This window comes from Streptomyces sp. NPDC045967 (assembly GCF_056430495.1).
The window spans coordinates 525,614-546,984 of the sequence record NZ_JBWKLE010000004.1 but is presented as its reverse complement, the minus strand read 5'-3'; the positions used below and the strand labels follow the sequence as shown (position 1 = coordinate 546,984).

Sequence of the window (21,371 nt, the reverse complement as noted above, 5' to 3'; positions counted from 1 at the left end):
GGCATCGCCCCGGGCCGGGTTTCAGTGCTGCTCAGCTCGCGTAGGACCCGGTCAGGGTCGCTCCCTCGGTGTGTTCGCCGCGCTCGACGATCTCACCGGCGACCCAGGCGTCGACGCCCCGGTCGGCCAGCGCGGTCAGGGCCACGTCCACCGACTCGCCGGGCACGACCGCCATCATGCCGACGCCCATGTTCAGCGTCTTCTCCAGCTCCAGCCGCTCGACCCGGCCGGCCTTGCCGACCAGGTCGAAGATCGCGCCGGGGGCCCAGGTCGAACGGTCGACCGTGGCGTGCAGGTGGTCCGGGATGACCCGGGCCAGGTTCGCCGCCAGGCCGCCGCCGGTGATGTGCGAGTAGGCGTGCACCTCGGCCGCACGGGTGAGGGCCATGCAGTCCAGCGAGTAGATCTTGGTGGGCTCCAGGAGCTCCTCGCCGAGCGTCCGGCCGAGCTCCGCGATCTCCTGCTCCAGGGACATCCCGGCGCGGTCGAAGAGCACGTGGCGGACCAGCGAGTACCCGTTCGAGTGAAGGCCGGACGAAGCCATCGCGATCACGGCGTCACCCGTACGGATGCGATCCGCGCCGAGCAGCCGGTCGTACTCCACGACGCCGGTACCGGCGCCCGCCACATCGAAGTCGTCCGGGCCCAGCAGGCCGGGGTGCTCGGCGGTCTCGCCGCCGACCAGGGCGCAGCCGGCGAGGACGCAGCCCTCGGCGATGCCCTTGACGATGGCCGCGACACGCTCGGGATGCACCTTGCCGACACAGATGTAGTCGGTCATGAAGAGCGGCTCGGCGCCGCAGACGACGATGTCGTCCATGACCATCGCGACCAGGTCGTGGCCGATGGTGTCGTACACGCCGAGCCGGCGGGCGACGTCGACCTTGGTGCCGACCCCGTCCGTGGCGGAGGCGAGCAGCGGCCGCTCGTAGCGCTTGAGGGCGGAGGCGTCGAAGAGGCCGGCGAATCCGCCGAGGCCGCCGAGGACCTCGGGGCGCTGCGTCTTCTTCACCCACTCCTTCATCAGCTCGACGGCGCGGTCTCCCGCTTCGATGTCCACGCCTGCGGCTGCGTAGCTGGCACCGGTGGTCTTCTCTGTCATGACAGGGAGAGCTTTCGTGTCGTTACTGCGTGTGGTGCCGGGCCCTGGGAGAAGCCTCAAAGACAGGGCCCGGCGCAGGTGGAGCGTGGGGGTCCCCCGGTGGGCACCTCCCAGCGGTGGCTGGCGGAGGAGTCCGGGGGAGGTCAGGGACGGCGCAGCGCGTCGGCGGCGTCCGTGCCGCCGGCGAGCTCGGTCTCCAGAAGCTGCTTGCCCAGGAGCTGCGGGTCGGGCAGCTCCATCGGGTACTCGCCGTCGAAGCAGGCACGGCAGAGGTTGGGCTTCTGGATGGTCGTCGCCTCGACCATCGCGTCGAGCGAGATGTAGGAGAGCGAGTCCGCGCCCAGGGAGGTGGCGATCTCGTCGACGGTCATGCCGTTCGCGATCAGCTCGGCCCGGGTGGCGAAGTCGATGCCGAAGAAGCACGGCCACTTCACCGGCGGCGAGGAGATCCGGATGTGGACCTCGGCCGCGCCGGCCTCCCGGAGCATCTTGACCAGGGCGCGCTGGGTGTTGCCGCGGACGATCGAGTCGTCGACGACCACCAGGCGCTTGCCCCGGATGACTTCCTTGAGCGGGTTGAGCTTCAGGCGGATGCCGAGCTGGCGGATCGTCTGCGAGGGCTGGATGAAGGTCCGGCCGACATAGGCGTTCTTGACCAGGCCGACGCCGTACGGGATCCCGCTGGCCTCGGCGTATCCGACGGCGGCGGGGGTGCCCGACTCCGGCGTCGCTATGACCAGGTCGGCTTCGACCGGGGCTTCCTTGGCCAGGCGCCGGCCCATCTCGACACGCGAGAGGTAGACGTTGCGGCCGGCGATGTCGGTGTCCGGGCGCGCCAGGTAGACGTACTCGAAGACGCATCCCTTGGGCTTCGCTTCCGCGAATCGGGAGGTGCGCAGGCCGTTCTCGTCGATCGCGATGAGCTCGCCCGGCTCGACCTCGCGGACGAAGCTGGCGCCGCAGATGTCGAGGGCGGCGGTCTCGCTCGCGACCACCCAGCCGCGCTCGAGGCGGCCGAGGACCAGCGGGCGGATGCCCTGCGGGTCGCGGGCGGTGTAGAGGGTCCCCTCGTCCATGAAGACCAGCGAGAAGGCGCCCTTGACCTGGGGGAGGACCTTGGCGGCCGACTCCTCGATGGTCAGGGGCTTGCCGTCGTCGTCGGTCTGGCCGGCGAGCAGGGCGGTCACCAGGTCGGTGTCGTTGGTCGCGGCCACCTGCGTGGCACGGCCGTCCTGGCGGGGGAGGTCGGCGACCATCTCGGCGAGCTCGGCGGTGTTCACCAGGTTGCCGTTGTGACCCAGGGCGATGGAGCCGTGGGCGGTCGCGCGGAAGGTCGGCTGGGCGTTCTCCCAGACGGAGGCCCCGGTGGTCGAGTAGCGGGCGTGACCGACCGCGATATGACCCTGGAGCGAGCCGAGAGAGGTTTCGTCGAAGACCTGGGACACAAGGCCCATGTCCTTGAAGACGAGGATCTGGGAACCGTTGCTCACAGCGATTCCCGCGGACTCTTGTCCGCGGTGCTGTAGCGCATACAGTCCGAAGTAGGTGAGCTTGGCGACCTCTTCACCCGGAGCCCAGACACCGAAGACGCCGCAAGCGTCCTGGGGGCCCTTTTCTCCGGGGAGCAGGTCGTGGTTGAGTCGTCCATCACCACGAGGCACACTACGAGTGTAGGCGAGGTCGACCACTGGTCCGAATTCGGGATGCTCGGGAAATGTCACAGCACACAGGGTGACCGGGCCGCTGCGTCCCGGTATCCGGATTCCTTTGTTGACAGCCGTACGGACTTTCGTACAGGCTCTCGCCCCATGCAGCCTCTCGGTGACCGCACCGTCACCCTCGTCGAGCGCCGGCACGTGGACCTGGTCCGTGTCGCGAGCGCCATCTGTCGCTGTTCCGCGTAGTCACACGCCGCACATTCCTTTCCCTTTTCCTCCACCCCCGCCCCGGCATGCCCCGCGCTGCCGGGCGCCGGGCCGTGCCCTGGAGTAGCTGTGACCTCGTACGAACCCCTGATGTCCCGACGCGCCTTCGGCGGGGCGGTCGGCGTGAGCGCCGCCGCGGCGGCCGCGGGGCTGGGCGCCGCCGCCCCCGCGCGGGCCGCCGAGTCCGGACCGGAGCGGGAGTTCCGCGCTGCGCGCGGACGCCGCTCGCGCCGTCCCAACATCCTGTTCATCCTGGGCGACGACCTGGGCTGGGCGGACCTGTCCTCCTACGGGTCCCCGGACATCAGGACCCCGAACCTGGACCGGCTCGCCCGCCAGGGCGTCCGGTTCACCGACGCCTACGCGGGCTCGGCGACCTGCTCGCCGACCCGGTTCAGCCTGTACACCGGCCGCTATCCGGCGCGCACCCGGGGCGGATTGGCCGAGCCGATCGCCGACAGGTCGGTGGGCCTGGAGCCGACCCATCCGACGCTGGCCTCGCTGCTGCGGGACTCCGGCTACTCCACCGCGCTGATCGGCAAGTGGCACGCGGGCCACCTGCCGGACTACGGCCCGACGAAGTCCGGCTGGCAGGAGTTCTTCGGCAACTTCGGCGGCGCCCTGGAGTACTACTCGAAGCTCGGGCTGGGCGGCGAGTACGACCTCTACGAGGGCGACGCCACCTACCGGGACCTGCGCTACTACACCCGGATCATCACCGAGCGGGCGAGCGAGTACGTCTCGCGCGACCACGGCGGCACGCCGTGGCTGCTGAACCTGAACTACACCACTCCGCACTGGCCTTGGATCGCCGAAGGGGACACCGAGGAGAGCGCCGAGATCGTCCGCCGCATCAAGGCGGGCGACGGGCGCGCACTGTGGCACCAGGACGGCGGCTCGGTCGGCAAGTACCGGCAGCTGGTCGAGGACCTGGACCGCTCGGTCGGCGAGGTGCTGAAGGCGCTGAAGCGCTCCGGCCAGGAGGAGGACACCCTGGTGGTGTTCGCCAGCGACAACGGCGGCGAGCGCTTCTCCTACAGCTGGCCGCTGTCGGGCAGCAAGGGATCGCTGCAGGAGGGCGGGATCCGGGTGCCCACCGTCGCGCGCTGGCCCGCGCGGCTGGACGGCGGGCAGGTCAGCCGCCTGCCGGTGTTCAGCCCGGACTGGACGGCGACGCTGCTGGAGGTGGCCGGGGCACGGCCCCACCCCGCCTACCCGCTGGACGGGGTGAGCCTGGCCGGGTACCTGCTGCGGGGCGAGGAGCCCCGCGAGCGGGACCTGTTCTGGCGGGTGCGCGGGGAGCGGGCCCTGCGGCGCGGCTCCTGGAAGTACTACCGCGGCAGGGCGGGCCGCGACCAGTTGTTCGACCTGGCCGGGGACGTCCGTGAGCAGGCCGACAAGGCCGCGGTGGAACCGGCCCGGCTGGCGGAACTGCGCGCCGCCTGGGAGGCGGTGGACGCGACGCTGCTGCCCTATCCGGCCTGAGGCGGCGGGGGGTCATTCGGCCGCCGTGGCTCCCTTCGCGGTGAGGCCCTTGCCGTCGGCGGCGGTCAGGGTGAGGTCCTGCCCCTGGATCTTCCAGGTGAGCGGGCCGCTGCCGAGCAGCGCGGTCAGGCTCCGCTCCACCTCGCCGGCCGGGCCCTCGCAGGCCATCCGGGTCGCGGTGAGCGGTCCGAAGGTGACCGAGGAGCCCTCGACGACGGCCTTGGCGCTGAACCGGTTGCAGCCGAGGCTGCCGCTCGCCGCGCCGTCCGCGGTCAGGCTGAACCGGGCGCGCCCGGCCGCCTCGGCGGGGACGGAGGACACCGTCGCGCCGTCGACCAGCGAGTCGACGATCCACTCGGTGGCGGCGAGCGGGGCGTCCGGGGCCTGGGGCTGGGCGGTGAGGGCGATGGTGCCGCCGTCGGCGGTCTTCAGCGTGAGCCGGTCGGGGCCCCGGTCGATGGTCAGCCGGCCCTGGAACAGCCGGGAGAACGCGATCTCGAACTCCTGGTCCTCGCAGGCCATGGTGGTGCTGGTGCCGGGGGTCACGGTCAGGGCGGAGGAGCCTTCGAAGACGACCTTCGCCGTGAAGCCGTTGCAGCCGTAGTGGCCCGTGGCCTCGTCCGGTTTCAGGTCGACGCGGGCGACCGGTGGCGCGTGCAGGGTGCGGCCGCCGGTGGTCACGGACTCCACGGCCCAGGAGCCCCGGGGGTCGGGGAGCGCGCTGCTCCCGCTGTCCCCGGACCGCGCGCACGCGGCGAGCGCGAGGAGGAGGGCCAGGCCGGTCGGAAGGTGCCTGAGGGTACGCATGCGGATGGGACGGACGAACGGCCCGGGTGGTTCCGCTCAGCTCATCAGCGGGAGCAGGCCGGACAGGTCGGCGCGCTCGCCGCTGGCCCTGACCTGCGCCTCGTCGAGGGCGGCGGCCCACCGCGTACGGCCCGTCGCGAGCCGGATCCAGGTCAGCGGGTCGGTCTCGACCACGTTGGGCGGGGTGCCGCGGGTGTGGCGGGGGCCCTCGATGCACTGGACCACCGCGAAGGGCGGGATCCGCACCTCGACCGAACCGCCCGGCGCCTTCAGGGCGAGGGCGTCGGCGAGCAGCCGGGTGCAGGCGGCCAGGGCCTGGCGCTCGACGGGGATCTCGACCCCGGCGGCCCGGTTCAGGTCGTCGGTGTGCACCACCAGTTCCACGGTCCGGGTGACCAGGAAGTCGGCGAGGGTCATGTCCCCGATCCACAGGTGCAGCACGCGCTCCCCGGTGTGGGCCCGAAGCGCCGCGGCCAGCCGGGCGGCCGCCCGGTCGTAGAGCTCGGGGAGCGGGGCTCCGGCCAGGGTCTCGCGGGCGGCGTCGGAGATCCTCCCGGCGAGGGACGCGGTCGCGAAGGGCCATTCGGCGGCGGTCAGTTCGGCGGCGGCGGCGGGCGGCCGCGCGAGGCCGACGGCGAGGGAGTCGGCGATCCACGCGATGTGCGCGGCGAGGTCGGCGACGGTCCACTCGCCGAGCCCGCTGGGCCGGCCGAGCTGCTCAGGCCCCAACTCCCGCACACCGCGGGCCACATGCGCGAACTGCGCGGTGACGGCCGCGCGGATCCTGGCATCGTCGTAGGTACGCGGCTTCTTCTTCCCGGGCGGCATGCGGTGACCCTATCCGGGAAGGGTGAGGCCGGTGCAGCCGCGGCGCGTCGCGACGTCGGTGGCGCGGGCGTGGGACAGCTCGTCGAAGCGCGGGCCGAGGACCGACCGGTGCCGGTGGGGCACGGTCATCGTCAGCGTGGCCGGCCGCCCCGCGCAGGTCGTCGACCCGCGGCCCGCCGTGCCGGAGTTCACCGGGCGCGGGCTGCCGGAGCCGGGGCCGTCCACCGCGACCGCGGCCGCGTCGTCACGGAAGTACGAGCGGGCGCGCCCCACCGCGAGCAGGCAGCCCTCCTCCCGGGCCGCCGGTGCCCGCGGCACTCCTGCGGCCCGGTCGGACAGCCGGGCCGACGCGGTGAGCCCCCGGCCGGGGGGAAATCCAGCCGGGGGCTCGGGCGCACAGCGGGCGATCAGGCCAGCAGGGCCGGGATCGTCGCCTCGTGGGCCTCGCGGAGCTCGGCCAGCGGGAGGGTGAACTCGCCCTGGATCTCGATCTCATCGCCGTCCACCACGCCGATGCGCGCGACGGGCAGGCCGCGCGCCCCGCACATGTCGGTGAAGCGGAGCTCCTCGCTGCGCGGGACGGACACGATGGCCCGGCCCGCCGACTCGGAGAACAGGAAGGTGAAGGCGTCCAGGCCCTCGGGGACCACGATCCGCGCACCGTTGCCGCCGCGCAGGCAGGACTCGGTGAGCGCCTGGATCACACCGCCGTCGGACAGGTCGTGCGCGGCGTCGATCATGCCGTCGCGCGAGGCGGAGATCAGGATCTCGCCCAGCAGCTTCTCGCGGCCCAGGTCCACCTTGGGCGGCATGCCGCCGAGGTGGTCGTGGACGACCTGGGACCAGGCCGAACCGCCGAACTCCTCGGCCGTGTCGCCCAGCAGGTACAGCAGCTGGCCGGCCTCCGAGAACGCCATCGGCGTGCGGCGGTTGACGTCGTCGATCACACCGAGGACCGCCACGACCGGGGTCGGGTGGATGGCGATGTCACCGGTCTGGTTGTAGAGCGAGACGTTGCCGCCGGTCACCGGGGTGCCCAGCTCCAGGCAGCCGTCGGCGAGCCCGCGGCAGGCCTCGGCGAACTGCCACATCACGTCCGGGTCCTCGGGGGAGCCGAAGTTCAGGCAGTCGGAGATCGCGAGCGGCTTCGCGCCGGTCGCGGCCACGTTGCGGTACGACTCGGCCAGCGCCAGCTGCGCACCCGTGTACGGGTCGAGCTTGGCGAAGCGGCCGTTGCCGTCGGTGGCCATGGCCACGCCGAGGTTGGACTCCTCGTCGATGCGGACCATGCCCGCGTCCTCGGGCTGCGCGAGCACCGTGTTGCCCTGGACGAAGCGGTCGTACTGGTCGGTGACCCACGACTTCGACGCCTGGTTCGGGGAGGACACCAGCGCCAGGACCTGCGCCCGCAGTTCGGCGGAAGTCGCCGGGCGGGGCAGCTTGCCCGCGTCGTCGGCCTGCAGCGCGTCCTGCCAGGAGGGGCGTGCGTACGGGCGGTTGTAGACCGGGCCCTCGTGGGCGACGGTGCCCGGGGGCACGTCCACGATCTGCTCGCCGTGCCAGAAGATCTCCAGGCGCTCGCCGTCGGTCACCTCACCGATGACGGTGGCGATGACGTCCCACTTCTCGCAGATCTCCATGAAGCGCGCGACGTGCTGCGGCTCGACGATCGCGCACATGCGCTCCTGCGACTCGCTCATGAGGATCTCCTCGGGCGAGAGCGTCGCGTCGCGCAGCGGGACGGAGTCCAGCTCCACGCGCATGCCGCCGGAACCGGCGGAAGCGAGCTCGGAGGTCGCGCAGGACAGCCCGGCGCCGCCGAGGTCCTGGATGCCCGCGACCAGCTTCTCCTTGAAGATCTCCAGGGTGCACTCGATGAGGAGCTTCTCCTGGAAGGGGTCGCCGACCTGGACGGCGGGGCGCTTGGTCGGCTTCGTGTCGTCGAACGTCTCCGACGCGAGGACCGAGACGCCGCCGATGCCGTCGCCGCCGGTGCGGGCGCCGTAGAGGATGACCTTGTTGCCGGGGCCGGAGGCCTTGGCGAGGTGGATGTCCTCGTGCTTCATCACGCCGATGCAGCCGGCGTTGACCAGCGGGTTGCCCTGGTAGCACGCGTCGAAGACGACCTCGCCGCCGATGTTCGGCAGGCCCAGGCAGTTGCCGTAGCCGCCGATGCCCGCGACGACGCCCGGCAGGACGCGCTTGGTGTCGGGGTGGTCGGCCGCGCCGAACCGCAGCGGGTCCACGACGGCGACCGGGCGGGCGCCCATGGCCAGGATGTCGCGGACGATGCCGCCGATGCCGGTGGCCGCGCCCTGGTAGGGCTCGATGTAGGAGGGGTGGTTGTGCGACTCCACCTTGAAGGTGACCGCGTAGCCCTGGCCCACGTCGACGACGCCGGCGTTCTCGCCGATGCCGACCAGCATGGCGTCGTTCTTGGGGGCCTTCTTGCCGAACTGGGCGAGGTGGACCTTGCTGCTCTTGTACGAGCAGTGCTCGGACCACATGACCGAGTACATGGCGAGCTCGGCGCCCGTGGGGCGGCGGCCGAGGATCTCCCGGATGCGGGCGTACTCGTCCTCCTTGAGGCCGAGTTCCCTCCAGGGCTGCGCCGCGTCCGGGGTGTCGGTGGCGTTCTTGACCGTGTCGAGGCTCATGCGCTGACCAGCTTCTTCAGGACCGACGTGAAGAACGGGAGGCCGTCGGTGCCGCCCGTTCCGATCAGCGGCTCGACCGCGTGCTCGGGGTGCGGCATCAGGCCGAGGACGTTGCCCGCGGCATTGGTGATTCCGGCGATGTCGCGCAGGGACCCGTTGGGGTTGACGTCGACGTACCGGAAGGCCACTCGGCCTTCGGCCTCCAGTTCGTCGAGCGTGCGCTCGTCGGCGGTGTAGCGGCCGTCCATGTTCTTGAGCGGCACGGAGATCTCCTGGCCAGCGCTGTAGTCGCCGGTCCACGTGGTCTCCGCGTTCTCCACCCGCAGCTTCTGGTCGCGGCAGATGAAGTGCAGGTGGTTGTTGCGGAGCATCGCCCCCGGCAGCAGGTGGGCCTCCGTGAGGACCTGGAAGCCGTTGCAGATGCCGAGGACGGGCATGCCGCCCTTGGCCTGCTCGATGATGGTGTCCATCACCGGCGAGAACCGGGAGATGGCTCCGGCGCGCAGGTAGTCCCCGTAGGAGAAGCCGCCCGCGAGGACGACCGCGTCGACCTGGTGCAGGTCCTTGTCGCGGTGCCAGAGCGAAACCGGCTCGGCCCCCGCGAGGCGGATGGCGCGCAGTGAGTCACGGTCGTCGAGCGTTCCGGGGAACGTGACGACTCCGATGCGAGTGGTCACCGTCAGGCCTCGACCTTCACGGTGAAGTCCTCGATGACGGTGTTGGCGAGGAAGGTCTCGGCCATCTTGTGGATGCGGTCGAGGGCGGCCTGGTCGACCGGTCCCTCCACCTCGAGCTCGAAACGCTTCCCCTGGCGGACGTCCGCGATCCCCTCGAAGCCCAGGCGCGGCAGTGCACGCTGCACCGCCTGGCCCTGGGGGTCGAGGATCTCCGGCTTGAGCATGACGTCGACTACGACGCGTGCCATCGGGCACTCCCGTGTGTGGTTGGTGCGAAGGCGGTTCCCTCAGCGTACCCGCCCGAAATTTCTACGCGGGTAGATATCGGGGCGGCGTGATCACCGGGCCGTTTCGACTTCACCAACGCTTCGCAAAATCCGCCGGAAAACCACGTGCCCGGCATTGCGGCGGGACACGCGGAGAGAATTAACTGGGCTTCGCATTGCAATGAGAATCGGGGTACAAAGGAATCACCCGGGATTCCGGTTGAATGATGCATTGCCCCGAAACATCCACACAGGCGACATCGCTCCACGTCAGCGCGGAGCGGATCGCACGAAGGGACCGATATCCGTGGCGCAGCGCGTAGTAGTCACGCTCTCCGATGACATCGATGGCGGAGAAGCGGCGGAAACGGTCGTGTTCGCTCTGGACGGAAAGTCGTACGAGATCGACCTCAATGCGGCCAACGCAAAGAAACTGCGGAAGGGCCTCGCCCCCTTCGTGGCCGCCGGGCGCCGCCAGTCGCGCTCGGGGAAGACCTTCAAGCACACGTCCGTCGCGCCGGACCCCGCGGTCGTCCGGGCCTGGGCCCGGTCCAACCAGTACGACGTGCCGCCCCGCGGCCGCATCCCCAAGAAGATCTACGAGGCCTACAACGCGGCCCACTGAGGGCCGATTTGCCATCCACCCCCCTCCGTCGGCTAATGTGTGGATCACGCCGAGGGGCCAGACCGCAGGTCAGGGCCCCGAAGTCGTGCGGGTGTAGTTCAGTAGTAGAACATCCCTCTTCCAGAGGGAAGGCGCAGTGTGCGATCCCTGTCACCCGCTCTGCATCGGCTGTCCGAACCACCACGGTGGATCGGGTAGAGTGATGCACGCACTGCTCGCAGTGCACGCAGTAACCCTGCGGACGTAGCTCAGTTGGTAGAGCACCACCTTGCCAAGGTGGATGTCGCGCGTTCGAGTCGCGTCGTCCGCTCCATCAGGGAAAGGCCCCGGTCATCACGACCGGGGCCTTTCTCGTGTTCCGGAGCCCCGGGCCGGGTCCCTTTCCTGCCCCTCCCCCTGCCCTGCCCCCGCCTTACAAATGTCATCGCGGATCATGACGGGCTGCACTGCCCCGACCGGCCCGGAGCCACGAGGCTGGGGGCATGACCGGCACCGAGAGCCGGCTGGAGCGCCGGGGCACGGACCTGCGACCCGCTGGGGCCGCGCTCCCGACGCTGGCCTGGGTCGTGATCACCGTGTTTGCTGTGCAGAAGTGGTTCCGCGGGGAACCGCGCCGCGAGGGGACCAGGGGGACGGGGCCGTGTCGAAACTGACGGGGTGGTGGAGGAACCGCAGCAGTGCGGAGAAGGTCGAGTTGTACACGCGCTGGTCGTGCCATCTCTTCATCCTCCTGGAGATCCTCTCGTTCGGGTTGCTCCCGGTGGTCGTGGAAGCGCCCGAGCAGCCCCTGGTGGCCCTGGCCCTCCTGCTGCTGGTGTGCGTGCACGCGGTGCTCTGCGGTTTCGTGTATTCACGGGCCATGGACTGGGCGGTCGACCGGCGCGAGCGCCCGGCGCGGCTCGCGCTCACCGTCGCCGCCGTCACGGCCGTCTTCGTGGTGGCGGTGCTCGTGCTGCGCCGCTCCGGGGTGTTCTCCGACCCGGCGGTGGCCCCGCAGCTGATCGCCGGGGTGGCCGGATTCGGCAGCGGCGCCCTGGTGATGTGCCTGCCCTCGGTGCGGCAGATGCGGTACGTGGGCCCGGCCTACGCGGGCGGCACGGGGCTGGTGGTGCTCGCCCTCGGGCTGCCGGCCCGGGAGGCCCTCGGATACGTCGTCGGCGTGCTGATCTCCACCGTCTTCTTCTCCATGGCCTGCGGGTTCACCACCTGGCTGCTGAAGACCGTGTGGGAGCTCGACCGCTCCCGCGAGGCCCAGTCGCGGCTCGCGGTCGCCGAGGAGCGGTTGCGCTTCGGCCGGGACCTGCACGACGTGATGGGCCGGAACCTCGCGGTGATCGCGCTCAAGAGCGAGCTGGCGGTCCAGCTGGCGCGGCGCGAACGCCCGGAGGCGGTGGACCAGATGATCGAGGTGCAGCGGATCGCCCAGGAGTCCCAGCGCGAGGTGCGGGACGTCGTACGCGGCTACCGGGAGGCGGACCTGTCGGTGGAGCTGGAGGGTGCGCGCGGGGTGCTGAGCGCGGCCGGAATGGACTGCCGGGTCGACGTCGCGGCCGGCCGGGCGCTGCCCGCCGAGGTGCAGTCCGCACTCGGCTGGGTGGTGCGCGAGGCGACCACCAACGTCCTGCGGCACGGGGACGCCCAGAACTGCCTGATCCGGCTGACCGCGCCGGAGTCCGGGGCCGTGACGCTGGTGGTGGAGAACGACGGGGCGCCCGAGTGTCCCGCCGGACCGCCCGGTTCGGGGCTCGCGGGCCTGCGCGAGCGGCTCGCCGTGCTGGACGGGACGCTGCGGGCGGGGCCGGTGGCCGGCGGCCGCTTCCGGCTGTGCGCCGAGATACCGAGTGCCCACGCAAACGGACTGGAGGTGCGGGTGTGAGCCCCGTACGCGTACTGCTCGCCGATGACGAGCACCTGATCCGCGGGGCCCTGGCCGCGCTGCTGGCCCTGGAGGACGACCTGCTGGTGGTCGCCGAAGCGGCCTCGGGACCGGAGGCCCTGGCGATGGCGCGGGCGCACCGGCCGGACGTGGCGGTGCTGGACCTGCAGATGCCGGGGGCGGACGGGGTGAGCGTCGCCACCTCGCTGCGGGCCGAACTGCCCGACTGCAAGAGCATGATCGTGACCAGTCACGGCCGTCCCGGGCACCTGAAGCGGGCGCTGGCGGCGGGGGTGCGGGCCTTCGCGCCGAAGACCGTCTCGGCGCAGCGGCTGGCGGAGCTGATCCGGACCGTGCACGCCGGGGGGCGGTACGTGGATCCGGAGTTGGCGGCCGACGCGATCAGCGCCGGGGACTCGCCGCTGACCGCCCGGGAGGCGGAGGTGCTGGAGTTCGCCGCGGACGGGGCGCCGGTCGCGGAGATCGCCGAGCGGGCCCGGCTCTCCCAGGGGACGGTGCGCAACTACCTGTCCTCGGCGGCGACCAAGCTGGGGGCCGAGAACCGGCACACGGCGGTGCGTCTCGCCCGGGAGCGGGGTTGGGTATAGTAGGTCCCGCGCTACGGCGCATGCGGACATAGCTCAGTTGGTAGAGCACCACCTTGCCAAGGTGGATGTCGCGAGTTCGAGTCTCGTTGTCCGCTCTGCAGGCGAGAAGCCCCCGGTCTCACGACCGGGGGCTTCTTCGTCGTTGCGCGGCGCCCGGGGCGCCCCGGGCGCCCTACGACCAGGGCAGGCCGGTGAGCCGCTCGAAGGCCTCGATGTACTTGGCGCGGGTCCGCTCGACGACCTCCTGCGGGAGGGCCGGCGGCGGGAGCTCCCCCTTGGGGTCCCAGGCGGAGTCCGGGGAGGACAGCCAGTCGCGGACGTACTGCTTGTCGAAGGAGGGCTGGGCGTGGCCCGGCTCCCACAGGTCGGCGGGCCAGAAGCGCGAGGAGTCCGGGGTCAGCACCTCGTCGGCGGCGACCAGCGTGCCGTCCTTCGGGTCGAAGCCGAACTCGAACTTGGTGTCGGCCAGGATGATCCCGCGCTCCCGGGCGATGTCCCGGGCCCGGCTGTACACGGCGAGGGTGGTCTGGCGCAGCAGCGCCGCCGTCTCGGCGCCCTGGGAGCGCGCGACCTCCTCGTAGCTGACGTTCTCGTCGTGCTCGCCGACCGCCGCCTTGGCCGCCGGGGTGAAGATCGGGCCGGGCAGCTCGGAGCCGTCCACGAGGCCTTCGGGCAGGGCCAGCCCGCACACCGTACGGGTCTGGCGGTACTCGGCGAGGCCGGAGCCGGTCAGGTAGCCGCGGGCCACGCACTCGACGGGGACCATGTCGAGGTTGCGGCAGACCAGGGTGCGCCCCGCCCAGTCGGCGGGGGCGCCGGCGGGCAGGTCGGTGGAGATGACGTGGTTCGGGACGAGGTCCGCGAGCTGGTCGAACCACCACAGGGAGAGCTGGGTGAGGACGCGGCCCTTGTCCGGGATCACGGTGGGCAGCACCCAGTCGAAGGCGGAGATGCGGTCGCTGGCGACCATGACGAGGCGGTCGTCCTCGTCGCGGTAGAGGTCGCGCACCTTGCCGGTGTGGAGGTGGACGAGGCCGGGAACCTCAACCGGCTCGGGCTTTTCGACGAATCCGGACACGGGGTCTCCCTGTGGGTCTGTACAAGCGCAAACCCATTCTCCCGCACCGGGTCGCATGCCCGGTCCCGCGGGGTGTCATGCGGGCCCGGCGCCTGCTCTCGGTCCCGGTCTCAGGCCCCGATCTTCGTCCCGGCCTCAGCCCCGGTCTCAGTCCCGGTCTCAGTCCCGCTTGCAGATCCGGTCGAGGAGGTTGGCGGTGGCGCGCTGCACGCGCTCGTCGACGTGGCCGGGCCGGTCGAGGGCCGGGGACCAGGCGAAGGTGCCCGACGCGAACACCAGGGACCCGCTGGGCGCCCGGTAGAGCGAGGTCTCCTGGTGGCGGCGGTGGTTCTCGGTGTCCAGGTACGGGGAGTGCGCGAGCAGGATGCGCTCCTGGTGCGCGGGGAGCTGGGTGCGCGGGAAGTACCGGTCGGCCTCGCCCGCGACCAGGCCGGGCAGCTCGTCGTTCTCCGCCGCCCCCGTGGAGTCCCAGAGCCAATGCGTGGCGTTGCGCACGATCAGGGGCGCGGGTTCGGGGACGCGGCCGGCGTACTGGATGCCGAGCAGTTGCTGCTCGGGGCGGTCCACCTCGCGCCAGAGGGCGGGGCGGCCCGGGCCACGGCGTTTTCGGCAGGTCAGGAGCCTGTCCTCGACCCCGGAGGGGGAGGGTGCGAGTTCGACCTGCCAGTACATGGTGTTGGCGGAGAGGAAGACGAGGGAGGTGCCGTGCGAGCGGGCGCGTTCGACGGTGCGGCGCATGGGGGCGGACCAGTACTCGTCGTGGCCGGGGAAGACCAGGCCGCGGTAGCGGGTGGGGTCGACGCGCCCGGCGTGCAGGTCGCGGGCGTCGGCGTAGGCGAGGTCGTAGCCGTAGCGCTCGGCCCAGCGGATGAAGTCGTAGGCGTGCCCGACGTGCAGGGGCAGGCCGGCGCCCGCGTAGGGGCGGTCGAAGGAGACGGTGTGGGCGGCGTCCTGCTCGCCGAGCAGCCGGCCGTCCTCGTCCCAGGCGTGGTAGAGGCTGGCGCCGGTGCGGCCGTCCTCGGGGTAGAGGTTGTATGCCTGCCAGGTGATGTCGGGGAGCAGGAGCAGCAGGTCGGCGGGGTGGTCGTCGCGGACCGTGAAGGGGATGTGGGAGCGGTAGCCGTCGGCGGTGGTGAGGACGGCCACATACGCGCCGATGCTCCAGTAGGAGGGGACCTGCAGGCGCCAGGACAGCCACCAGTGGTGGCAGGAGACGGTGCGGCCGGCGGCGAGGGGGGCCGGCTGGACGATGCCGGACAGCCGGGGGCTGGTGGTGATCTTGGAGGCGCCGTCGCCGGCGTAGTGGCCGATCCGGTAGACGTCGACCGAGAACTGCTGGGGCGGGTCGACCGTGACGTGGAAGTCGATGGCCTCACCGGGGGCCACGGCGCCGGTGGAGGCGAAGCCCTTGATCTGCCCGTGCACGTCGTCGGCCGTGCGGGGGCCGCCGCCGGTGCCGCGGGCGCGCGGGAGCTGGCCGGGAACGAGCGACGGCTCCACGTACCAGGGGAGGACCTGGCCGGTGTCGTCCACGTAGAGTTCACTGCCGCGGAACCAAGGTAGGGGGCCCTGTCCGAAGGGGTCGTTGACCGCGTGTGCGAGCGCACCTGACTCCCACCGCCGGATCTGGTCCGCACCCATACCGTTCCCCTCCCTCGCTCCCCCGAACGGGCACTGTTTTTCGAGCCGGTCCCAGCACATCACATAACGCACGCAGTCCGTCACCGTTCGTCGCGAATTGACGTGATCGGAACATGCGGCTCCGGTTGCGTGTGCGAGCCGTAGCCCGTTGGGGCGCCTGGGATCGGGCCGGGAGGGCTGGTGGGGCAGCCGGAGCCGCCAGGTTCGCCGCAGCCGCCGTCAGACGAGGCGGACCGGCTTGTCGGGGCGGACGCCGAGGTCCGCGAGCCAGTCGCGCAGGGGCTCCGGGTCACCGTCCTCCACCAGGCACAGCACGCGGGGCGCGAGGTCGGAGCGGCGGTCGCCGCCGACCAGCAGCACCGGACCGTCGAGCCAGTCCAGGCCGGGGGCGGCGCCGACGGAGTCGACGGCCGCGCAGCACACCATCGCCGTCACGTGGTCGGCGAGCAGGTCCCGGCCGGTGCGCGGGGGCTGGAGCGGGAAGAGGGGTACGGCGTCCGCACCGCGGGCCTTTCCGGTCCCGGCGGCCGGGCCGGTGGCGCGCTCCTCGCGGGCCAGGTCGCCGCTGAGCCGTCCGGCCAGCGCCTCTCCGGCCGTGCCCGCGCCGATGGGGTCGGTGAGGTAGTCCAGCACCCGCTCCAGCGTCGGGCCGGCGAAGCGGTCGGCGGGGGCGGCGGTTCCGGGGGCCGCGGTCCCGGGGGTCCCGGGGGCGAGGGTTCCCGTGGCGGGTGGGGCCGTGACCGCCGAGGGTGCGGGGGCCGCCGTGGCGGGCGGGGCGGGGGTGACGGTCAGCGCGTCCAGTGCCGCGTGCAGGCGGGCCGCCTCGATGCGCCACTTGCGGTCCACGACCTCCTCCGGATAGGCCGCCCAGTCCACCGGCGACCACTCGGGCCCGGTCTCGGCCGGACCGCCGTGGAAGAGCCGTGCCGCCAGCAGCGACACCGCCTCGTCCACCGCTCCTGGCCGCTCCAGCAGGTCGCAGGCGGGCCGCTCGCCGAGGCGCGAGGTGAACTCGTCGGCCAGCCTGTCCCGCCGGGACAGCTCGGTCAGCGCGGAGACCACCCCGGCGTCCAGGTGCGCCGGCCAGCGGCCCATCCGCCAGGCGGGCAGGGCGACCCGGGTCAGCAGCCGGTCCCAGCCCGCGTAGGCCAGGCCGACCTGTTCCTGGGCGACGATGCGCAGCCCGTAGTCCACGCCCTGGGCGCGGTCCGCGGCGGCGGCGGCCACGCCGCGCTCCATCTCCGCGGCGTCCGCCCGGCACAGCCGCAGCAGCAGCCGGGCCGGAGCGGCGATCCAGCCGAGGCCGCGACGGCCGCCCACATCCACGGCCGCGTCCAAGCCCCGTACGAACCCGCGTGCGTCGGCTATGTCCGGGTGCGCCGAAGGGCCCGTGCCGGCGACGACCGGCGCGAGGACGGCGCGCAGCTCGGCGACCCGCATCCACCACAGGAACGGCGAGCCGATGACCAGCACCGGGGCGGCCCCGGGCTCGGTCTCCGGGCCGGCGGATATGCCGCCGCGGCGGTGCGCCGTGTGGCTGCGGTCCTCCAGCCAGCTGTCGCAGTCCGGGGTGAGGGCTATCGCGGAGGGCGCCGGCACCTTCATCCGGTCGGCCAGGTCCCGCACCAGCCGGTACAGGTCGGGGGCCGCCGTCTCGGACAGCGGGACCGTCGGCGTGACGGCCGGGCTCGCCCGCAGGACCACCGCGCCGAAGATCCCGCCGACGAGCAGCACGACGGCGGCGAACACACAGACGGCGAGGGTCACCGCGGGCCAGGGGTCACCGGCCAGCCGGCCCGTCATCCGGGCGGCCACCAGCACCACCGCGAAGGCGGCGGGCAGCAGCGCGGCGGCCATGGCCCTGCTGCGCACGCGCAGCACGGCCAGGGCGCGGGAACGCGCGGACGGCACGCCCACTTCCATGATCGAACCGTTTCCGGACACGGCCGGACCTCACCCCCTCTGCCCTGCGGCGGCTTTGCTCACTCCCCCACTGTGACACCCGCCACTGACATCGCAATGCCGGTGGGCCATGTGCCGGAACGAGTGCCGGAATGCTTGCGCCGCACCCTAGTTGGGGCGCGCCCGGGCGTCAGGCGGACCGGGGGACGATCACCCGATGGAATGGCTTTGGGTAAAGGTGGGTGTGTTCGAACGCGGCCGGATGCAGTCGCACGCGAACACGCCCGCGGGCCCGGGCGCACCTCCTGCGCACCGGGCCCGCGGGGACTGCTCAGCCCTGGCTCAGGGGCGCTCGGCCGCCTTCGCCGCGATGTCGGTACGGTGCTGCGAGCCGTCCAGCCGGATCCGCGCGACAGCCTTATACGCCTTCTCGCGGGCCTGCGCCAGATCGGAACCGGTCGCCGTCACGGAGAGCACGCGGCCTCCCGCGCTGACCACGGAGCCGCCCTCCCGGCGGGTCCCGGCGTGCAGCACGTACGCGTCGGGCGCGTCCTTCGCCGCCACCTCGTCCAGCCCCTCGATGACGTCGCCGGTGCGGGGGGTCTCGGGGTAGTTGTGCGAGGCGACGACCACCGTCACGGCCGCGTCCTCGCTCCAGCGGAGCGCGGGCTGGGCGTCCAGGGTGCCGTTGGCGGCGTTCAGCAGCACGCCGGCGAGCGGGGTGCGCAGCCGGGCCAGGACGACCTGGGTCTCCGGGTCGCCGAACCGGGCGTTGAACTCGATGACCCGGGTACCGCGGCTGGTGATGGCCAGGCCGGCGTAGAGCAGACCGGAGAAGGGCGTCCCGCGGTGGCGGAGCTCGTCGACGGTCGGCTGGAGGACCAGCTCCATGACCTCGTCGACCAGCTTCGGGTCGGCCCACGGCAGCGGGGAGTAGGCACCCATGCCGCCGGTGTTGGGGCCCTCGTCGCCGTCCAGCGCCCGCTTGAAGTCCTGGGCCGGCTGGAGCGGGACGACGGTGACGCCGTCGGTGATGGCGAAGAGGGAGACCTCCGGGCCGTCGAGGTACTCCTCGATGACCACGCGGTCGCAGCCGAGTGCGTGGGCGCGGGCGGCGGCGAGGTCGTCGGTGACCACGACGCCCTTCCCGGCGGCCAGACCGTCGTCCTTGACGACGTACGGGGCGCCGAAGGCGTCGAGGGCCGCGTCCACCTCCTCCGGGGTGGTGCAGACGTAGCTGCGCGCGGTCGGGACCCCGGCCGCGGCCATCACGTCCTTGGCGAAGGCCTTGGAGCCCTCCAGCCGCGCCGCCTCGCCCGACGGGCCGAAGACGGGGATGCCGGCGGCGCGCACGGCGTCGGCGACCCCGGCGACCAGCGGGGCCTCCGGACCGACGACGACCAGGTCGGCGCCGAGTTCGGTGGCGAGGGCGGTGACGGCCGCGCCGTCGAGGGCGTCGACCGGGCGGAGTTCGGCCACCTCGGCGATGCCGGCGTTGCCGGGAGCGCAGTACAGCGCGGAGACGTCGGGGTCGAGGGACAGAGAGCGGCACAGGGCGTGTTCGCGGGCGCCGCCGCCGATGACGAGGACCTTCACGCTGCTCAGCCTAGCCCGGACGGCGCAGCCGGCTTCGTGCGGCCACCCCAATCAGGCGGTGCTACTCATTCGTGTATTCCTCCACAACCGTGGCTCCGAGCTCGCGCACGATGAGGTCGTGTCCGGTCAGCGCGCTCTCGACGAGGTCCGGATCGTCCTCCTCGGGGACGTCGTCCTCCGGGGCGACCGGCGGCGGCGCCTGCCGTGCGGGGGGCTGCTGGGCGGAGCCCGACTGCTGGGGCTGCTGGGACTGCTGCGGCTGCTGTGAGGGGTACTGCGGGGCAGGAGCGGACGGGGCCGGCGCCTGCGGCGGGGGGCTGTAGGCCGGGGCGGGGGCCGCCGGGGCGCCGTACGAGGAGGAGGGGAGCGGGGCCGGAGCCGCCCCGGACACCACGGCGTCGATCTTCCAGTTGACCTGGAACTGCTCGGACAGGACGGCCTTCAGCACGTCCTCACTGCCGCTGCTCGCGAAGTTGTCGCGGGCTCCGGCGTTGGGGAAGCCGAGCTGGAGGGTGGTTCCGTCGAAGCCGGTGACCTGGGCGTTCTGGCTGAGCAGGATCCAGGTGAAGCGGCGGCGGTTCTTGACGGCCTCGAGGACGCCGGGCCACATCGCCTGCACCTGCCCGGCCCCGGCGGCCATCCCGGGGGAGGGCGCGGGGGCGGCGGCCGGAGACGGGCCGGCGGAGGCCGGGGCCTGGGCGGCCGGTGCGGGCGCCGCCGGGGCCGGGGTCCCCTGGCCGGGGGCGGCCGCGCTGGGCCAGGCACCGGGCGCGGCGGCCGCGGGCCGGGCCGCGGCGGCGCCGCCGGGCTGCGCGGCGCCGGGCCACGCTCCGGGCGCGGGCCCGGCGGGGGCGGGGGGCTCGGCGGGGGCCGGGGCGGCGGGCGCGGCCTGAACCGGCGCCTCCGGCCGCGCGGGAGCCCGTACCGGCTCGGGCACCGCCACCGGCGCGGCGGGCTGCTGCACGGCCGCGGCGCCTGCGGCGGCACGCGCCGCGGCCACCCCGCCACCGGGACCCGCGGGCGCCATCGGGTGCGCCTCCGGCCCGGGCACGTAGCCCATGGCGGGCACGCCGGGCGCGGACGCGAAGGCGGCGGCCCCGCTGCGCTCCAGCCGGTCGAGCCGCGCCTGGAAGGACCGCTCGTCGTCGAAGGCCGCGGGCAGCAGCACGCGGGCGCAGATCAGCTCCAGCTGGAGCCGCGGCGAGGTGGCGCCGCGCATCTCGGTGAGGCCGGTGTTGACGAGATCGGCGGCGCGCGACAGCTCGGCGGCCCCGAACACGGACGCCTGGGCCTGCATCCGCTCCACGACGTCGACGGGGGCGTCGATCAGCCCCTTCTCCGCGGCGTCCGGCACGGCCGCCAGGATGACCAGGTCGCGCAGCCGCTCGAGGAGGTCGGCGACGAAGCGGCGCGGGTCGTTGCCGCCCTCCACCACCCGGTCCACGACCTCGAAGGCCGCGGCGCCGTCCCCGGCGGCGAAGGCGTCCACGACGGAGTCGAGCAGCGAGCCGTCCGTGTAGCCGAGCAGCGAGGTGGCCATGGCATACGTCACACCCTCGTCGGCGGCGCTGGCGAGCAGCTGGTCCATGACGGACATCGAGTCGCGCACGGAACCGGCGCCGGCGCGCACCACCAGCGGCAGCACGCCCTCCTCGACCCGGGCGCCCTCGCGGCCGCAGACCTCGCCCAGGTAGTCGCGCAGGGTGCCGGGGGGCACGAGCCGGAAGGGGTAGTGGTGGGTGCGGGACCGGATGGTGCCGATCACCTTCTCCGGCTCGGTGGTGGCGAAGATGAACTTGAGGTGCTCCGGCGGCTCCTCGACGACCTTCAGCAGGGCGTTGAAGCCCGCCGAGGTGACCATGTGGGCCTCGTCGATGATGTAGATCTTGTACCGGCTCGACGCGGGCCCGAAGAACGCCTTCTCGCGCAGGTCGCGGGCGTCGTCCACACCACCGTGCGAGGCGGCGTCGATCTCGATGACGTCGATGGAGCCCGGGCCGTTCCGCGCCAGGTCGCGGCAGGACTGGCACTCCCCGCACGGGGTGGGAGTGGGACCCTGCTCACAGTTCAGGCAGCGGGCGAGGATGCGCGCACTGGTCGTCTTTCCGCACCCGCGCGGCCCGCTGAACAGGTACGCGTGATTGACCCGGTTGTTCCGCAGGGCCTGCATCAGGGGGACAGTGACATGCTCCTGCCCGATGACCTCGGCGAACGACTCGGGGCGGTAGCGGCGGTACAGCGCAAGGGACGACACGTCTACGAGGTTATCCGGGCCCACCGACAACGGCGGCCCACGAG

At 72.7% G+C, this 21,371-nt stretch carries 18 protein-coding genes and 3 tRNA genes; 8 read left to right on the top strand and 13 right to left on the bottom strand.

The genetic code is table 11. From position 1 onward, the window contains the following. Nucleotides 1-31: 31 nt before the first annotated feature. Both purM and purF read right to left on the bottom strand, forming a co-directional pair. Nucleotides 32-1,102: a phosphoribosylformylglycinamidine cyclo-ligase gene (gene purM, locus AC07FY_RS12585; RefSeq protein ID WP_479004455.1), complete on the bottom strand. Its 1,071-nt coding sequence runs from the start codon at nt 1,100-1,102 to the stop codon at nt 32-34. A 143-nt stretch (nt 1,103-1,245) separates the two neighbouring features. After that, nucleotides 1,246-2,763: an amidophosphoribosyltransferase gene (gene purF / locus AC07FY_RS12580; RefSeq protein ID WP_479004452.1), complete on the bottom strand. Its 1,518-nt coding sequence runs from the start codon at nt 2,761-2,763 to the stop codon at nt 1,246-1,248. A gap of 42 nt (nt 2,764-2,805) precedes the next feature. On the opposite strand from purF, the gene AC07FY_RS12575 reads away from it, so the two are divergent. Beyond that, on the top strand, nt 2,806-3,006 hold the full coding sequence (locus AC07FY_RS12575; protein WP_479004571.1) for a putative leader peptide: 201 nt from the start codon (nt 2,806-2,808) through the stop codon (nt 3,004-3,006). A gap of 111 nt (nt 3,007-3,117) precedes the next feature. Continuing rightward, nucleotides 3,118-4,512, top strand: a complete 1,395-nt coding sequence (locus tag AC07FY_RS12570) for a sulfatase-like hydrolase/transferase (protein ID WP_479004450.1) — start codon at nt 3,118-3,120, stop codon at nt 4,510-4,512. Between the two features lie 12 nt (nt 4,513-4,524). Here AC07FY_RS12570 and AC07FY_RS12565 read toward each other — a convergent pair whose 3' ends face one another. The 6 genes from AC07FY_RS12565 to purS form a co-directional block, all read right to left on the bottom strand. Beyond that, nucleotides 4,525-5,319, bottom strand: a complete 795-nt coding sequence (locus AC07FY_RS12565; protein WP_479004448.1) for an META domain-containing protein — start codon at nt 5,317-5,319, stop codon at nt 4,525-4,527. A gap of 36 nt (nt 5,320-5,355) precedes the next feature. Then, on the bottom strand, nt 5,356-6,147 hold the full coding sequence (locus AC07FY_RS12560; protein ID WP_479004445.1) for a maleylpyruvate isomerase family mycothiol-dependent enzyme: 792 nt from the start codon (nt 6,145-6,147) through the stop codon (nt 5,356-5,358). Nucleotides 6,148-6,156: 9 nt separating this feature from the next. Continuing rightward, on the bottom strand, nt 6,157-6,465 hold the full coding sequence (locus AC07FY_RS12555) for a hypothetical protein (RefSeq protein ID WP_479004442.1): 309 nt from the start codon (nt 6,463-6,465) through the stop codon (nt 6,157-6,159). 89 nt (nt 6,466-6,554) lie between these two features. Continuing rightward, entirely contained in the window at nt 6,555-8,804 is a 2,250-nt protein-coding gene (gene purL, locus AC07FY_RS12550) for a phosphoribosylformylglycinamidine synthase subunit PurL (protein ID WP_479004440.1), read from the bottom strand. Further along, the gene (gene purQ / locus AC07FY_RS12545; RefSeq protein ID WP_479004437.1) at nt 8,801-9,481 is read right to left on the bottom strand and encodes a phosphoribosylformylglycinamidine synthase subunit PurQ; all 681 of its coding nucleotides are present in this window, start codon (nt 9,479-9,481) and stop codon (nt 8,801-8,803) included. Before purQ ends, purL begins: the two co-directional genes overlap by 4 nt. A 2-nt stretch (nt 9,482-9,483) precedes the next feature. Beyond that, nucleotides 9,484-9,729, bottom strand: a complete 246-nt coding sequence (gene purS / locus AC07FY_RS12540) for a phosphoribosylformylglycinamidine synthase subunit PurS (protein WP_030009438.1) — start codon at nt 9,727-9,729, stop codon at nt 9,484-9,486. Nucleotides 9,730-10,054: 325 nt separating this feature from the next. Here purS and AC07FY_RS12535 point away from each other — a divergent pair, with 325 nt between their 5' ends. From AC07FY_RS12535 to AC07FY_RS12510, 6 genes are all read left to right on the top strand, one after another. Further along, nucleotides 10,055-10,372, top strand: coding sequence for a histone-like nucleoid-structuring protein Lsr2 (locus AC07FY_RS12535; protein ID WP_479004435.1), 318 nt, complete (start codon nt 10,055-10,057; stop codon nt 10,370-10,372). A gap of 87 nt (nt 10,373-10,459) precedes the next feature. Next, nucleotides 10,460-10,531 (top strand) — tRNA-Gly (locus AC07FY_RS12530). A gap of 78 nt (nt 10,532-10,609) precedes the next feature. Then, a tRNA-Gly gene (locus AC07FY_RS12525) sits at nt 10,610-10,685 on the top strand. A gap of 327 nt (nt 10,686-11,012) precedes the next feature. Continuing rightward, complete coding sequence (locus AC07FY_RS12520) at nt 11,013-12,248, top strand: sensor histidine kinase (protein WP_479004433.1); 1,236 nt, start codon at nt 11,013-11,015, stop codon at nt 12,246-12,248. Next, the gene (locus AC07FY_RS12515; protein WP_469290394.1) at nt 12,245-12,856 is read left to right on the top strand and encodes a response regulator; all 612 of its coding nucleotides are present in this window, start codon (nt 12,245-12,247) and stop codon (nt 12,854-12,856) included. The genes AC07FY_RS12520 and AC07FY_RS12515 overlap by 4 nt, the downstream gene beginning before the upstream one ends. A gap of 22 nt (nt 12,857-12,878) precedes the next feature. After that, nucleotides 12,879-12,951: transfer RNA gene (locus tag AC07FY_RS12510), tRNA-Gly, on the top strand. 77 nt (nt 12,952-13,028) lie between these two features. On the opposite strand, the gene AC07FY_RS12505 is transcribed toward AC07FY_RS12510, so the two are convergent. The 5 genes from AC07FY_RS12505 to AC07FY_RS12485 form a co-directional block, all read right to left on the bottom strand. Next, on the bottom strand, nt 13,029-13,934 hold the full coding sequence (locus AC07FY_RS12505; RefSeq protein WP_479004429.1) for a phosphoribosylaminoimidazolesuccinocarboxamide synthase: 906 nt from the start codon (nt 13,932-13,934) through the stop codon (nt 13,029-13,031). Between the two features lie 159 nt (nt 13,935-14,093). Continuing rightward, nucleotides 14,094-15,575: a N,N-dimethylformamidase beta subunit family domain-containing protein gene (locus AC07FY_RS12500; protein WP_479004426.1), complete on the bottom strand. Its 1,482-nt coding sequence runs from the start codon at nt 15,573-15,575 to the stop codon at nt 14,094-14,096. A 219-nt stretch (nt 15,576-15,794) separates the two neighbouring features. Next, nucleotides 15,795-17,498 carry a M48 family metalloprotease gene (locus AC07FY_RS12495; protein WP_479004423.1) on the bottom strand — a complete coding sequence of 568 codons (1,704 nt, stop codon included), beginning with the start codon at nt 17,496-17,498 and terminating at the stop codon, nt 15,795-15,797. 321 nt (nt 17,499-17,819) lie between these two features. Then, nucleotides 17,820-19,073, bottom strand: coding sequence for a phosphoribosylamine--glycine ligase (gene purD / locus AC07FY_RS12490; protein WP_479004422.1), 1,254 nt, complete (start codon nt 19,071-19,073; stop codon nt 17,820-17,822). Between the two features lie 61 nt (nt 19,074-19,134). Then, on the bottom strand, nt 19,135-21,327 hold the full coding sequence (locus AC07FY_RS12485) for a DNA polymerase III subunit gamma and tau (RefSeq protein WP_479004419.1): 2,193 nt from the start codon (nt 21,325-21,327) through the stop codon (nt 19,135-19,137). Between the last annotated feature and the right edge of the window lie 44 nt (nt 21,328-21,371).